Here is a 14,382-nt window from a genome sequence, read left to right on the forward strand (position 1 = left end):
GCCCCTGCCGTTCAGCTTGCCGGCTGCTGGGCGGGTTCCACTTTTGCCGGCGGGCCTTGTTCGAGCAGCGCGGCGATCAGGTCCGATTGCGTGACGATGCCCAGCAGCCGCTGCTGGGCATCCACCACCGGCACCTGATGCAGGCCGCCATCGGAAAACGCCCGCGCCAGATCCACCATGGGCTGCTCCACCCGGGCCGTGGCCATCCCGGTGTGCATCAGGTCCCCGGCAGTGCCAACTCGCACCTGCCCCGCAGCGTCGCCCCGCGCAGCAAGAAGATCCGCCAAACCAAGCATGCCAAGCAGCCGCCGCTGCCCGTCCACCACCGGCAATGCCTGGATCCCATGCTTGAACAACAGGGCCCGCGCCTCCACGCCACTTTGCCCGGGCTGCACCGTCACCACGTCCCGCGACATGATGTCCCCGCACCGCACATCGCCGAAGCGCCGGCGATACGCCCGCAGCTGCGCGGCCACCAGGATGTCTTCAAGGTCGTCTTCCTCGATATCCAGGAATTCGCCGCGGGCCTTCAGCACTTCGTCCAGATCGCTGCGGTTGAAACCCACCCGCTCGCTCGGCAGCGGATCGGCGGTGCGGTGCGGGTTGGCGTGCTCGACGGGGCGGTGCGGATAGCGCCGGCGCATCAGGTTGTTGAACAGCAGCGCCACCAGCAGCAACAGCATCGAGTTGACCGCGACCGGCATCACCACGAAGCCAAAGCCAAGCTGGGTCACGGCGTGGCCGCCGAAGACCGCGGTAATCGCCACCGCGCCGCTGGGCGGGTGCATGCAGCGCAGCTGGAACATGGCGACGATGGCCAGCGCCACGGCGACCGAGGCGGCCAGCCCAGGCTCGGGGATCCAGCGCGCGCAGGCCACGCCGATCAGCGCCGCCACCAGGTTGCCGCCGATGATGGACCACGGCTGCGCCAGCGGGCTCGCCGGCACGGCGAACAGCAGCACCGCGGAGGCGCCCATCGGGGCAATGAACCAGGGGTTGAAGCCACCGAGCAGGTGACGGCTGATCCATTCGGTGATCAGCAGGCCCAGCAGCGCGCCGATGCAGCTCTTGATGCGTTCGCGGCGGCCGGCGGTGATGGGAGTGGGGGCAAACGCGCGCAGCCACGCACGTGCCCGGCCTGGCGGGAAGTCGGCTAAGGAGGGGGCCTGGGATGGCGGCATGGGTCTTTTTGTTCGGGTTGTGCGGGAAATGCGTGCAATAGCGCACCTGGATCGACTTGGGATAGTGCCCTGGAATCCAGCGCGCAAATATATCATGGCATGATACATTCCGTTTTCCGCGGACCGTGTTCGTCCCGCAATCCGCGCCACGTCCTTCGCCACATTTGCCCAATCCTCACCATGCACTTCGAAAAACGCGACTACGCCGTCGACCGCCGGCTGCTCCTGCTGGCCGCGCTGGCGCCGCTCATCGGGGCGATCAGCACGGCGGCTGCCGTGCTGCTGCTAAACCTGATCCGGTTCTTCACCAACCTCTTTTTCTATCAGACGCTGTCGCTGGCGGAGCGCTCGCCGGCGCAGCATGCGCTGGGGGCATGGGTGATCGCCGTCCCGGTGGCGGGTGGCTTGCTGGTGGGCCTGATGGCGCGCTATGGCAGCGACAAGATCCGTGGCCACGGCATCCCGGAGGCCATCGAGGCCGTGCTGTTCGGCAAAAGCAAGATGTCGCCCCGGGTGGCGGCGCTCAAGCCGCTGTCGTCCGGCATCGTGATCGGCAGCGGCGGGCCGTTTGGCGCGGAGGGCCCGATCATCATGACCGGCGGCTCGATCGCCTCGCTGCTTGCGCAGTACCTGCATCTCACCGCGGCCGAGCGCAAGACGCTGCTGGTGGCGGGCGCGTGCGCCGGCATGACGGCGATCTTCGGCACGCCGGTGGCGGCGGTGCTGCTGGCCGTGGAGCTGTTGCTGTTCGAGCTGCGCCCGCGCAGCCTGCTGCCGGTGGCGCTGGCTTGCGCCGTAGCCGGCTTCCTGCGCACGATGGTGTTCGAGCCCGGTCCCTTGTTTGCGCTGCACACCGCGCCGGCAAGCAACATGGCGCTGGGCTCGTGCATGGTTGCCGGCCTGCTTTGCGGCATGCTGGGCGCCGTGCTGACGCTGGCGCTCTATCGCACCGAGGACCAGTTCTCCAGGCTCAAGCTGCACTGGATGTGGTGGCCGGCAATCGGCGGGCTGGTGGTTGGCATCGGCGGGTACTTCGAGCCGCGCGCGCTGGGCGTGGGCTATGACGTGATCGCGGACCTGTTGCACAACCGCATGGCGATCGGCGTGGCGGTGGCGCTGCTGACGGTCAAGGCCATTATCTGGGTTGCCGCGCTGGGGTCAGGCACCTCGGGTGGCGTGCTGGCCCCGCTGCTGATGCTGGGCGCGGGCCTTGGCGTGGCGCTCGCGCCGTGGCTGCCCGGCGCCTCGCCGGCGTTGTGGGCACTGGTGTGCATGGCGGGCGTGCTGGGCAGCGTGCTTGGCGCGCCGCTGACCGCCATCGTCTTTGCCTTCGGCCTGACGCATGACAGCAACGCATTGCTGCCGCTGCTGCTGACCGTGGCGGTGGCGCACGGCTTCACGGTGCTGACCATGAAGCGCTCGATCATGACCGAGAAGATCGCGCGCCGCGGCCTGCATATCTATCGCGAGTATGGCGTGGATCCGCTCGAGCGCCAGCACGTGGCGGATTTGATGACGACGGCCGTGGTGAGCGTGGACGGCGAGCAGCCGGTCCACGTCTTGTGGGCCAGGCACTTTGGCGAGCAGGCACCGCATCGCGGCTATCCCGTGGTGTGCGCAGAGCGTGTGGTCGGCATGCTGGAGCGCAATGCGCTGCGCGGGACGGAGGCATCGATGGAGGCCGGCCGCGCGCTGATGGCGCCGCTGCAGCCGCACCAGGTGCTGCTGCCGGCGCAGACCGCGCGCATCGCGGCGGGCCGCATGGCGGAGCTCGGCGTCAGCCGGCTGCCGGTGGTGGCCGACCTGGATTCCATGCGGCTGGTCGGCGTGGTCTCGCTGCGCGACCTGCTGGGCCCCAGCGGCCAGGTGCTGCACGAGGAAACCCGGCGCGAACGGCTGCGCGGCGCTGCCGCGGCGTAAGCGCTCCCGCGCCGCTCAAAGCTTGTAGCTCGACAGCAGGATGCTGGTCTCCGTGGCGGCAATGCCGTCGATCAGCCGGATGCGGTCCAGCGTGCGGTCGAACGCCTCCAGCGAATCCGCGCGCAGCTCGGCAATGATGTCCCAGCGCCCGTTGGTGGTGTGCATGGCCTGCACATTGGGCTCGCCGCGCAGCGCCTGCAGCACCGCGCGCGCCTTGTTGCCTTCCACCGCGATGGTCATCCAGGCGCGGATGCGGTGCGCCTCGGCTTCGGGCTTCAGCCGCACCGTGTAGCCCACGATCAGTCCTTCCTTTTCCAGCTTGTCGATGCGGTTCTGCACGGTGGCGCGCGAGACGCGCAGCGCCTTGGCCAGAGCGGTGGCCGGCGTGCGCGCGTTGTCGCGCAGCAGGGCAAGCAACTGGCGGTCGGTGTCGTCCATGGTGGTTCCTGTGGGCGGGCGAGGGGGTGCTTTTGCCTGCACGATCGTCGTGGCTGGCGATTCGCCAATTCTAGTTGGCGTTTTGCAATACAGTACAGGCAAATTGCGCAACTTGCTGGCTTTTAGTTAGCGCGGCAGTGCACCAGAATGCAGGCATCCCAGCGCATTCACTGACCCCGTCACCCACCACCTAAAGGAGCCAGCGTGATCAACCAGCCCACCATCCTGCTTGTCGAGCCCACCCACTACGACGTGTCGTACAGCATCAACCCGTGGATGGACCCCGGCCTCTGGGCTAGCGACCCGCGCGGCATGCATCGCAACGCGGTGGCATCCTTCGAATCCCTGCATGCTGCCTTGCAGGCAGCTGGCTTCGCGGTGGAAACCGCACCCGGCGCCCCGGGCCTGCCCGACATGGTGTTCCCTGCCAATGCCGCCGTGGTGCTGGATGGCCACGCCGTGCTGGCGCGCTTTCGCTATCCGCAACGGGCCGGCGAGGAAGCGCCTTTGCGCGCATCTTCGAGGGCCTGCGCGAGCGCGGCCTGATCGACTCCGTCAGCCTGCTGCCGGAAGGCTGCTACCAGGAGGGCGCCGGCGACTGCATCTGGGATGCCGTGCGCGGCCACTTCTGGGCCGGCTTCGGCCCGCGCTCTTCGCGTGCAGCGGCCGAAGCCATGGCGAGCCATTTCGGCCGCGAGGTGGTGGCGCTGGAACTCGCCACGGCGCAGAGCTATCACCTCGACGTGTGCTTCTGCCCGCTGTCCGGCGGCGAGATCCTCTACTACCCGCCCGCCTTTACGCGGGACGCCCTGCGCACCTTGCGCGAGCGCGTGCCGGCCAGCCTGCGCATCGAGGCGAGCGAGGATGATCTGCGCCACTTCAGCGTCAATGCGGTCAACCTGCATGACCAGGTGGTGATGACGCGCACCACGCCGCACCTGCGCGCCGAACTGGGCCAGCGCGGCTACCAGTTGCGCGAGGTGGACTTGTCGCCGTACATGCTGTCCGGCGGCGGCGCCTACTGCATGACGCTGCGCCTGGACCGCACCAGCGGGCCGGCCCAGGGGATCGTCGCGGCCGATGGCGCCGCGGTGGCGGCATGAGATGGGCCGGCCGGGCAAAAACTAGAACCGAGGCAAACAGAGCCAAGTAACGCCAATCAGGGAGAACACCATGAAGGAGATCGCCATGACCCGCTTTCTGGACGCCGCCGATGTGGCGGCGCTGGTGCGCGCCACGGGCGTCGCCAACGCCATCGCGCAGATGGCGCATCATATCCACCAGGATTTTGTGCGCTGGGACGCATTCGATAAATCCGCGCGGCTGGCCACGCACTCCGTCGACGGCGTGATCGAGCTGATGCCGGTGAGCGACGGCGTGCAATACGCATTCAAGTACGTTAACGGCCATCCGCGCAATGGGCAGAACGCCATGCCGACGGTGATGGCCTTTGGCGCGCTGGCGGAAGTGGAGAGCGGCTTCCCGTTGCTGCTGTGCGACCTCACGCTCGCCACCGCGTTGCGCACTGGCGCCACGTCGGCGCTGGCCGCGCAGGTGATGGCGCGGCCCGGCGCCGCCACGCTGGCGCTGATCGGCAACGGCGCGCAGGCGGAGTTCCAGGCGCTGGCCTTCCATGCCATGGTGGGCATCCGGGAGATCCGCGCCTACGACATCGATCCGGCCGCGACCGCGCGGCTCGCGTACAACCTGGCAGGCGTGCAGGGGCTGAAGGTAGTGGCGGCGGACTCGGTGCGTGCAGCAGTGCAGGGTGCCGACATCATCAGCACCGTGACCGCGGACAAGACGCGGGCCACCATCCTCACGCCTGACCTGGTCGCCCCCGGCGTGCATATCAATGCGGTAGGCGGCGATTGCCCGGGCAAGACCGAACTGCACCCGGACATCCTGCGCCAGGCGCGCATCGTGGTCGAGTACGCGCCGCAGACGCGCATCGAAGGCGAGATCCAGCAATTGCCGCCGGATACGCCGGTGACGGAGTTGTGGGAGATTTTCTCCGGCCGGGCGGCCGGGCGCACCGAAACGGGGCAGGTCACGGTGTTCGACTCGGTGGGGTTTGCGCTGGAGGATTACTCCGCGCTGCGCTGGCTCCATGCCGCGGCCCACGCGCAGCATCGCGGCAGCCACGTGGAACTGGTGGCGACGCCGCCGGATCCGCGCAATCTCTATGGCTGGATGTTGGACGCCGGGGTGCCGCAGCCCGCGCGCGAGCCGCTCGCCGCGCTGGCCTGAAGCGGTGGCAGATGCAACAACGCCGCAGTCGTGCGGGTCACGAGACTGCGGCGTTGTAGTGTGCGGTTTATAGCGAGTGCCACGCCCACGGGTAACGGGCAAGGCAGGCCGGGCGGCCGGGTGACGGCCGGGCAGATAGCTGCCGGTGAAACGTCCTGGATAGGGTCGTGGCGATGTGCCGGGTGATCAGCCGGCTGCGCCTCGGGTCATCATCAGTTGCGCGCGCAGGAAGCCTTTGACTTCTTCCAGCGAGGGCGTCTTCAGGAACACCATGATGCCCCATTGCTGTAGCGCATCGGCCACGCCGTCATAGGCCTGGCGGTTGGTGATCACGGCGAAGATGACATTCTGGCGCGCAAAGAAGTTTTGCAGCTTCTCGATGGTGGCCGACTCGGCGTCAGTGAGTTCTTCCACGTAGTACAGCACCACTCGCGGATGCGAGCTGACCGAAGTAATGATGGTATCCACCACGTCCTCCACCACCACGCTTTTCAGGGGCAAGCCCCATTTGCCCAGTTGCGCGTGGATGCGTTGGGCTTCCTGGTGGTTCGGGTGGAACACCACCAGGTCGAGTTCATGCACAGAAGGAAGCTCCTGCCCCACGCGCGTGGCCAGCAGGCGATGCACGGTCTCCTTATGTATGCGTCGGTGGCCACCGTTGGTCTTCCAGGCCCCGAGTTCGCCGCGTTCCACCATCTTCTGCACAGTGCCTAATGACACATTGAGCAGCTTCGCGGCGGTACGCGTACTGTAGTAAGGCTTTTCAGCCAGTTCTGAATCCAGTTTCATCCGTTCACCCGTTAACTAAACACACCGCACTGCGAGAGAAGCAGCAGTGACAGCGCGAGCCTTCCGCGCTGGTTTGGGCTTGGCAACGCAAGACGAACGCCTGCAATGAAGTCGTTTGCATGCTGGCACCGTTAAGCCTCCCGCATGACCTGCCCTCGCTGTCTGGGGGCGGCGGGAGCGAAGGTGCTCCCGCGGTCATGCAATGGCGTGATCTATGTCACTGGTGCCTTCTTCTCCCGATGGAAGAATGCCAGCCTCGAATCATATGCGGTATCGAACATAAGCAGCCAGTCGGCGTGCCAAATATTTCGAAATCGCATCGATCGCTCCCACTTCTGTGTTTAAACGCATATTGCCGCGTTTTGGCAGACACGGGTGAGCGGGAATTTATAGCGAACATTGCATACATCCGAAGCGCTTTTACCGGGCTGCCAGCGTATCGCGCGGCCCTTATATTCAGGACTGCCGCGGGCGCAGGGGGTTCCCGGAGGTGGCAGGCATTGGCTTTAAGCCAGCCCGTTGAAACATATGGCAGACATGGCCGCGCGGCCACTCCGCCTCATCAATTGACAAATATGGCGTAGGCAGCAATTTCGCGTGCCGTCAGGGATTTCGCCCACCTGCCACCGCCGCGGTTTGCCTGGCCGATGCGACTGGCATGTTGCCGAGCTCCGCGTCGCCATCTGTTGCCATCCCCGTTATCGGGAGGGTTTGGCGCACGGCTGCCGGCGCGCTTTCCGGGCACACGGACTCCGGGTCCGGCGCGGGCAGCGTCATGGACATCTCCAGTTCGCGCGTCTTGATCACGATGAAGTATTCGTAGATCGACTGCAGCACGGCGTAGGTGAGACCGGCCCGTCCGTCGAGGAAGCCGCGCTTGCCCAGGTACAGGATCGCGAACTTGACGAGGGGGCGCATCGGCAGGCGGAAGAACAACGCTTTCTGGTGCGCGCGGCGCCGGTGGAAATCCGTCGCGAACAGGGCTTCGGCCAGGCTGAACGCTGCCTTGCCGCGCCGGTTCTCGATGATCTGCATCGCCTCCAGCCCGCTGTAGTTGTTGTGGCGCGTGATCCAGTGGGCTACGCCTTTGCTGAAGGGGTAGTGGTCGAGATAGCCGGTCAGCTCGCCGACCGGGCCATCGGGGATCGATACAGGGTTTACCAGGCGCTCGTAGCGCATGCATTGCGGCCGGAACAAACGCAGGTAGAAGGGGGATGTCTGTACATGGCGCAGCCAGGTGTCGAGGAAAAGTCGCGCCGCTGCACCCGGAACGCGACCTCGTCGCGCGCCGCGCGCACCGCGGCCTGGGCTTGCGCCACGAGCTCGGGCGTCATGCGCTCGTCGGCATCGATGTAGAACACCCAGGGATGGCGAAAGCCGATGTGCTGCAGGCCCCAGTTCTGGTGGCTGGCCCAGTTGTCGAAGACGCGCTGCGTGACATGCGCGCCAAAGCGCTGCGCGATCGCCACCGTGGCGTCGGTGCTCATCGAGTCGTACACATGGATGTCGTCCGACCACGCCACGCTTTGCAGGCAGCCCGGCAGGTCCTGCTCCTCGTTGCGGGTCAGGATCAGCACGGAGATGCCCGGCGCTTGCATGGGCTGGCTAGGCTGAAGACTTGGCATGTCTGACTCTCGTGCTGATGGCGCGGGCCGGGACGCCCGCGTAGACGGTCCATGGCGTGCGCAGGCTCTTGCCGACCACCGCGCGCGGCGCGATCACCGCGCCCTCGGCCAGCGTCACACCCGGCGAGACAAAGGCTTCGGCGCAGATCCACACGTGCGCCGCGAGCACGATGGGATGGGCTACCAGCTGGAAGTTGGCGCTGTTGTAGTCGTGCGTGCCGGTGCACAGGTGCGCGCCCTGCGAGACCACGCAGAAATCGCCGATGTCGATCGGCGCCATGTTGTACAGCGTGACGCCATCGGCCACGCCGACATGGCTGCCCACGCGCAGGTTCCACGGCGCCCAGATCTTCACGCCCGGATAGATATGCACATGCGGGCCCAGCCGCGCCCCGAACAACCTCAACAGCGCCGAGCGCCACGCATGCAGCGGGCGTGGGCTTGGCCGGAACAGGCACAACCAGACCCAGTGCCAGAGCTGGCGCTGAATCCGGTTGCCCAGCGAAAACGAAGCCCCGGTAGTCGGGTCGTTTCCTTGAAGGATCATCGTCGGTCCGCTCCTGCTGGTTGGCGGCTTCTCGATACACGGCACGGCAAGGCCCGGCAGCCATGGAGGCGACCACGGTGCGGGCCAGCACCGCGGTCGCCGAACCCGGCCGAAGCCAGGCTTTGTCCCGCACCGGCCGCGCCAGGCACGGCAAGGTGCAAAGCGCGCGGGAAGGGGTGAAGCCATAGTGGCGCGGCGTGCGCGCCGCTTCGGTGCGGCACCTCACACAACGAAAAGTCGAAGCGCAAGGAAGCGGGAAGGACGGGGAGCGCGAACGGAGGAGGAGGGAGGTGGAGTTGCGGTTGATGCGGCAAGGAAAGCGGCAACGCAAGCTGCGCTCAAGCCATTGCAGTTCAGCCGGTGGCAGCCAGAGCCGCCACCAGGCAAATCTCAAAGCCTGTATTTCCTGACTTTATCGAACAAGGTCGTCTTGGCAATCCCCAGTGCCTCGCTAGCCCGGCTGAGGTTGCCCTCATGCCTGCGCATGGCATCGGCAATCATGGCCCGCTCGAATTGCTCGACGGCCTGCGCCAGCGGCAGCGCCGCCGGCTCGGCGGTGCCTTGCCCGGGATTGCACCCCAGCCCCAGCACATGGCGCTCAGCCAGGTTGCGCAGCTCGCGCACATTGCCCGGCCACGGATAGGCCATCAGCGCAGCGAGCTCCGCCGGCGTGGCAGGCTGCGCCTCGCGCTCGAAGCGCAGCGCCGCCTGCGCGACAAAGTGCTCGAACAGCGGCGGCACGTCTTCGCGCCGCTCGCGCAGCGGCGGCAGCTCCAGCGTCACCACGTTGAGCCGGTAGTACAGGTCGGCGCGGAACTGGCCGGCCGCGGAGAGCGCCTTCAGATCCGCCTTGGTGGCCGCAACCACGCGGGTATTGACCGGCACCGGCGTATTGGAGCCAAGCCGCTCCACCACGCGCTCCTGCAGCACCCGCAGCAGCTTGATCTGCATCTGCATCGGCATGCTCTCGATCTCGTCGAGGAACAGCGTGCCGCCCTCGGCGTGCTCGATCTTGCCGATGCGCCGCCGCGCCGCGCCGGTGAACGAGCCGGCCTCATGGCCAAAGATCTCGCTTTCGAACAGCTGTTCGGGCAGGCCGCCGCAGTTGATCGGCACGAAGTGCCGCGCGCGGCGGGAACTCGCTTCGTGCAGGCAGCGGGCGACCAGTTCCTTGCCGGTGCCGGTCTCGCCGTGTATGAGCACGTTGGCAGCGGTGTCGGCCAGGTCGGCGATCAGCTTGCGCAGCCGCTCGATGGATGGCGAATGGCCGATCAGGCGCGCCTGCAAGGTGTCGCGCCCGGCCAGCTTCCTGCGCAGCTCGGCCACTTCCAGCACCAGCCGGCGTTTCTCAAGCGCGCGCTGCGTGACCTCGACCAGGCGCTCCGGCGAGAACGGTTTTTCCAGGAAGTGGTAGGCGCCGGCCTTCATGGCCTGCACGGCCAGGCTGACATCGCCGTGGCCCGTGACCATCACCACCGGCAGCGCGTCGTCGCGCGCCCGCAGCTCATGCAGCAGCGCCATGCCGTCGATGCCGGGCAGGCGGATGTCGCTCACCACCACGCCGGGGAAATGGCTGCCGACTTCGCGCAGCGCGGCTTCGGCGCTGGCCACGGCGCGCGTGGCAATGCCTTCGAGCCGCAGCGCTTGCTCGCAACCCAGGCGCACGTCGGGGTCGTCCTCGACGATCAGCACGGTCAGCCGCGCAGGGTCGATCGCGTCCGCGGAATCGGCATGGTTCGGGTCAATTGCCATGGCGGCTCTCCTGCTCAAGCCTGGCCAGCGGCAGCACCAGCGTGAAGCACGCGCCGCCGTCGGGGTGGTTGCTGGCCTCCAGGTTGCCGCCGACCTCGTCCAGGATGCCGGCCGACAGCGTCAGGCCCAGGCCTAGTCCCTGTCCTGCCGGCTTGGTGGTGAAGAACGGCTCGAACAGCCGCGCGAAGGCTTCCTCGGACAGCCCGGGGCCGTTGTCGCGGATGGTCAGGCGCAGCTTGCTGCCCGCCAGGTGGCTGCGCAGCTCCAGCCGGGGCTCAGGGCTGCCGGCCAGCGCGTCGAGCGCGTTGCCGATCAGGTTGACCAGCACCTGCTCCAGCCGGTTGGGATCGCACGTCACCACCAGGTCCGGCTCGATCTGCCGGACCAGCGCCGGGCCTACCGCCTGCAGGCGCGTATCGAGCAGGAACAGGGCGTTGTCGATGGCATCGTCCAGCGGCGCCAGGCGGCCGGCGTTGCTGCCATTGCCAGGCTTGCGCGCGAATGACTTGAGCGCGCCGGTGATGCGCCCCATGCGCTCCACCAGCCCGATGATGGTGCCGAGGTTGGCCTGCGCGGTGGCGTTGTCGCCGCGCTCGAGGAATTTCTGGGTATTGCCCGAGAGCGTGCGCAGGGCCGCTAGGGGCTGGTTGAGCTCGTGGGCGATGCCGGTGGACATCTGGCCTACCGCGGCCAGCTTGCCGGCCTGCAGCAGGCCATCCTGGGCCTGGCGCAGGGTCGCTTCGGTGCGGATGCGTTCGGCGACTTCCGCCTGCAAGTGCTGGTTGGCGGCGGACAGGTCGGCGGTGCGCTCCGCGACCTTGCGCTCCAGTTCGCCGTTGGCGGCCTCCAGCGCGGCGCGTGCGGCCATGCGCTCGCTGGCGACGCGCCGGCGCACGTTCCAGGCCGCCGCCAGCAGCAACAGGAAGGCGGTCAGCACGCCGGCCAGCGCGGCGGTGCTGAGTGCAGCCACGCGGGCCTGCGAGGTATTGGTGAGCAGCGTCAGGTGCCAGTCGGTGCCGACCAGCTCGGCGTTCTGTGCCAGCATGGGCGGGCCGCGCCGCAGGCGGACCAGGGCGTCGCTGTCGGACAGCTTGCGCACCGGCGTGAGCTCCAGCTGCGGGAGCGCGGCGCGGTTGTATTGCAGGTTGCGTTGCAGCCGCTCGCGCAGCTCGGGGGCAGCGGCTTGAGCGCGGCCAGTTTCAGGGACGGGTCGGAGGCCAGGATCACCACGCCGTTCTCGTCCGTCAGCAGCATCTGGGTATCGGCGCCCTGCCAGCGGTTTTCCAGGGGCTCCAGCCCCACCTTGACGACGGCCACGCCGCTTGGCTTGTGGCGATCGCCCAGCGGCGCCGAGAGGTAGTAGCCGGGCTCGCTGCGGGTGGTGCCCACCCCATAGAAGCGTCCCAGCTGGCCGTCCGCCGCGTCGCTGAAGTAGGGGCGGAAGCTCAGGTCTTCGCCCAGGTAGCTGTCGGGGCGCTGCCAGTTGCTGGTGGCAAGCACGCGGCCACGGGCATCGAGCACGAACACCACGCGGGTGCCGGCGCGGGCATTGACTGCGGCGAGGTACTGGTTGGCCGCCTCGACGCGCGCCGGATCGTCCGGATGCGCCAGCAGGGCGGCAATCTTGTCATCCAGCGAGAGCAGGCTGGGCACGTAGTCATAGCGCGCCAGCTCGCTCGACAGGGCCTGGCCGTACAGGCGCAGCTGCACCTGGCCGCGTTCGCCCTGGCGCGCCAGCGCGTTGTCGTAGCTATAGCGGTAGCCCATGGCGCCAGCCAGCCCGATCAGCGCAGCCAGTGCCAGCATGGCCACGAGAGGCACCCACGGGCGCAGGCGGGCGGCGCGAGCGGAGGTGTCGTGCGGGGCACCTTGCGGGGTGGCGTGTGAAGGGAGCGGGCCGGTCATGGGAGCGGGCGGAATGCGCAAAAAGCGAAGGCGAAAGAACTCGGTCGCGGGCAGCGAGCCCGACTGGTTAAGACTGGAGGCGCCAGCAAAAGTGCATCGTGCGGAGCGGTAAGCGTGGCGTGGGTGTGCCAATGCGCACATTGCGCAATGGCGGCGCCCGCGGCGACCCCGTGTTTTACCACATCGCGGTTTTCCGGCCCCCGGAAAGAAAAAGGCCCGGCCACCTGATCGGTGGCCGGGCCTTGGCGCGCTGGCAGTGTTACTTGCCGGCCAGGACCTGAACGGGTGTCAGGCCGCGGTTGCCGTCGGCAGCGGGGTCATCCGCTTCTTCGGGCACCGGCGCGCCGATGGCGCCTTCGCTTTTGGCGACGACGGTTGTGGCAATGGCATTGCCAAGCACATTGGTAACGGTACGGCCCATGTCCAGCACGTGGTCGATGCCGAGCACCAGCAGGATGCCCGCCTCGGGCAGGCCGAACATCGGCAGCACCGCGGCCACCACCACCAGCGAGGCACGCGGCACGCCGGCAATGCCCTTGCTGGTGACCAGCAGCACCAGCAGCATGGTCACCTGCTGCGAGAGCGACAGGTGGATGCCGTACACCTGCGCCACGAACAGCGCGGCGAAGGACGTGTACATGATCGAGCCGTCCAGGTTGAATGAGTAGCCCAGCGGCAGCACGAAGCCCGTGATGCGTTCCTTGACGCCAAAGCGGCCGAGCTGCTCGATCACCTTGGGGTAAGCCGATTCGCTGCTGGCGGTGGCGAAACCGATCATCAGCGGGGCGCGCACCATCTTGAGCAGGCGGAACACATCGCGGCCGAGGAAGAAGTAGCCACCGGCGATCAGCGCCACCCACAGCAGCGCCAGCGACAGGTAGACGGCACCCAGCAGCTTCGCGTACACGACCAGCACGCCCAGGCCCTCGGCGGTGATCACCGCGGCGACCGCGCCGAACACGCCGACCGGCGCAAAGGCCATCACGTAGTTGGTGATCTTCAGCATCACGTGCGACAGGCCTTCGATGCCGGCCAGCACGGGTTTGCCGATGCCGTCCTTGAGCGTGCCCAGCGCAAAGCCGAAGAACAGCGAGAACACCACGATCTGCAGGATCTCATTGGTGGCCATGGCTTCCACGAAGCTCTTGGGGAACATGTGCGCGATGAAATCGCGCAGGTTCAGCGCCCCGGTCTTCAGGTTGGAGGCCGCGTCCGCCGCCGGCAGCGCCAGGTTCATGCCTTCGCCCGGGCGCAGCAGATTGGCCATCAACAGGCCCAGCAGCAGCGAGGTAATGGACGCGGCGATGAACCATGCCATCGCCTTCATGCCGATGCGGCCAACGGCCTTGCCATCGCCCATGCTGGCGATGCCGCCAACCAGGGTGGCGAACACCAGCGGCCCGATGATCATCTTGATCATGCGCAGGAACACGTCGGTCAGGATGGACAGGTGGTTGGCGATGGACTTGGCGGCGGCGGGGTCCGGCGCGTAGTGGTGGGCGGCCGTGCCGGCCAGCACGCCAAGCAGCATCGCAATGAAAATCAGGGTGGGCAGTCGGTTCAGTTTCATCAGAAGTCGGGCCGATGCGCCCGGCCAATGGCCGGACGGCTGTTTTGCGGGGGCTGGCTGGCAGCCTTCTGGCGTGGCGCTGCCGTCGTGGGGACAGCGCCATGCGGCCTCAGCCGGGAAAATCAGTGCCTGTTCAAATGCCTGTTCAAATGCCTGTTCTATGCCGAACGGGCATGGGCAGCGTGTGCCCGGCGCCCACCGGTGTGGTGGGCAAGGTCGGCAAGGCGGGGTCGATCATTGTTTCCTCCATTGTTTTGGGTCCGGGCCGGCACGGGGGAGCCAACCGTCGACCTGTATGGCCGCTTGGGGCCGGCGCATACATTGCACGAGGCGTGCCAGGCCACGGGCCGCGCCGATGCCGCCTAAGCCACTGAAATACAAGGGGAAATTAATGTGCGCCCGGCG

10 protein-coding genes and 2 pseudogenes are annotated in these 14,382 nt (G+C 67.4%); 3 read left to right on the forward strand and 9 right to left on the reverse strand.

Annotation, left to right across the window (positions count from 1 at the left end; translation table 11 throughout):
- Positions 1–11: 11 nt before the first annotated feature.
- Complete coding sequence (locus tag OMK73_RS33275; RefSeq protein WP_267605736.1) at positions 12–1,181, reverse strand: HPP family protein; 1,170 nt, start codon at positions 1,179–1,181, stop codon at positions 12–14.
- 180 nt (positions 1,182–1,361) lie between these two features.
- On the opposite strand from OMK73_RS33275, the gene OMK73_RS33280 reads away from it, so the two are divergent.
- Positions 1,362–3,101 carry a chloride channel protein gene (locus OMK73_RS33280; protein ID WP_267605737.1) on the forward strand — a complete coding sequence of 580 codons (1,740 nt, stop codon included), beginning with the start codon at positions 1,362–1,364 and terminating at the stop codon, positions 3,099–3,101.
- 15 nt (positions 3,102–3,116) lie between these two features.
- Here the strand turns inward: OMK73_RS33280 and OMK73_RS33285 are convergent, their stop codons facing one another.
- On the reverse strand, positions 3,117–3,539 hold the full coding sequence (locus OMK73_RS33285; RefSeq protein ID WP_006160263.1) for an Lrp/AsnC family transcriptional regulator: 423 nt from the start codon (positions 3,537–3,539) through the stop codon (positions 3,117–3,119).
- A 204-nt stretch (positions 3,540–3,743) separates the two neighbouring features.
- Between OMK73_RS33285 and OMK73_RS33290 the strand changes: the two are divergent.
- Positions 3,744–4,642 (forward strand): annotated as a pseudogene (locus tag OMK73_RS33290) (dimethylarginine dimethylaminohydrolase family protein).
- A gap of 70 nt (positions 4,643–4,712) precedes the next feature.
- Complete coding sequence (locus OMK73_RS33295; protein ID WP_267605738.1) at positions 4,713–5,789, forward strand: ornithine cyclodeaminase; 1,077 nt, start codon at positions 4,713–4,715, stop codon at positions 5,787–5,789.
- A 186-nt stretch (positions 5,790–5,975) separates the two neighbouring features.
- Here OMK73_RS33295 and OMK73_RS33300 read toward each other — a convergent pair whose 3' ends face one another.
- The 7 genes and pseudogenes from OMK73_RS33300 to OMK73_RS33330 all read right to left on the reverse strand — a co-directional run bounded on the left by OMK73_RS33300 (position 5,976) and on the right by OMK73_RS33330 (position 13,977).
- Positions 5,976–6,578, reverse strand: a complete 603-nt coding sequence (locus OMK73_RS33300; protein ID WP_006160260.1) for a helix-turn-helix domain-containing protein — start codon at positions 6,576–6,578, stop codon at positions 5,976–5,978.
- Between the two features lie 603 nt (positions 6,579–7,181).
- Positions 7,182–7,757, reverse strand: coding sequence for a hypothetical protein (locus OMK73_RS33305; RefSeq protein WP_267605739.1), 576 nt, complete (start codon positions 7,755–7,757; stop codon positions 7,182–7,184).
- A complete protein-coding gene (locus tag OMK73_RS33310) occupies positions 7,736–8,203 on the reverse strand; it encodes a glycosyltransferase family 2 protein (protein WP_267605740.1) in 468 nt (155 codons plus the stop codon). Before OMK73_RS33310 ends, OMK73_RS33305 begins: the two co-directional genes overlap by 22 nt.
- On the reverse strand, positions 8,184–8,750 hold the full coding sequence (locus tag OMK73_RS33315) for a putative colanic acid biosynthesis acetyltransferase (protein WP_267605741.1): 567 nt from the start codon (positions 8,748–8,750) through the stop codon (positions 8,184–8,186). Before OMK73_RS33315 ends, OMK73_RS33310 begins: the two co-directional genes overlap by 20 nt.
- A gap of 390 nt (positions 8,751–9,140) precedes the next feature.
- Complete coding sequence (locus OMK73_RS33320; protein WP_267605742.1) at positions 9,141–10,502, reverse strand: sigma-54-dependent transcriptional regulator; 1,362 nt, start codon at positions 10,500–10,502, stop codon at positions 9,141–9,143.
- A pseudogene (locus tag OMK73_RS33325) lies at positions 10,492–12,407 on the reverse strand (sensor histidine kinase). Before OMK73_RS33325 ends, OMK73_RS33320 begins: the two are co-directional and overlap by 11 nt.
- A 259-nt stretch (positions 12,408–12,666) precedes the next feature.
- Positions 12,667–13,977 (reverse strand): dicarboxylate/amino acid:cation symporter, encoded by a 1,311-nt coding sequence (locus OMK73_RS33330; RefSeq protein WP_267605743.1) that lies wholly within the window; start codon positions 13,975–13,977, stop codon positions 12,667–12,669.
- Positions 13,978–14,382: the final 405 nt, after the last annotated feature.

It is taken from the genome of Cupriavidus sp. D39 (assembly GCF_026627925.1).
In the GTDB taxonomy this organism is placed as follows: Bacteria; Pseudomonadota; Gammaproteobacteria; order Burkholderiales; family Burkholderiaceae; genus Cupriavidus; species Cupriavidus ulmosensis.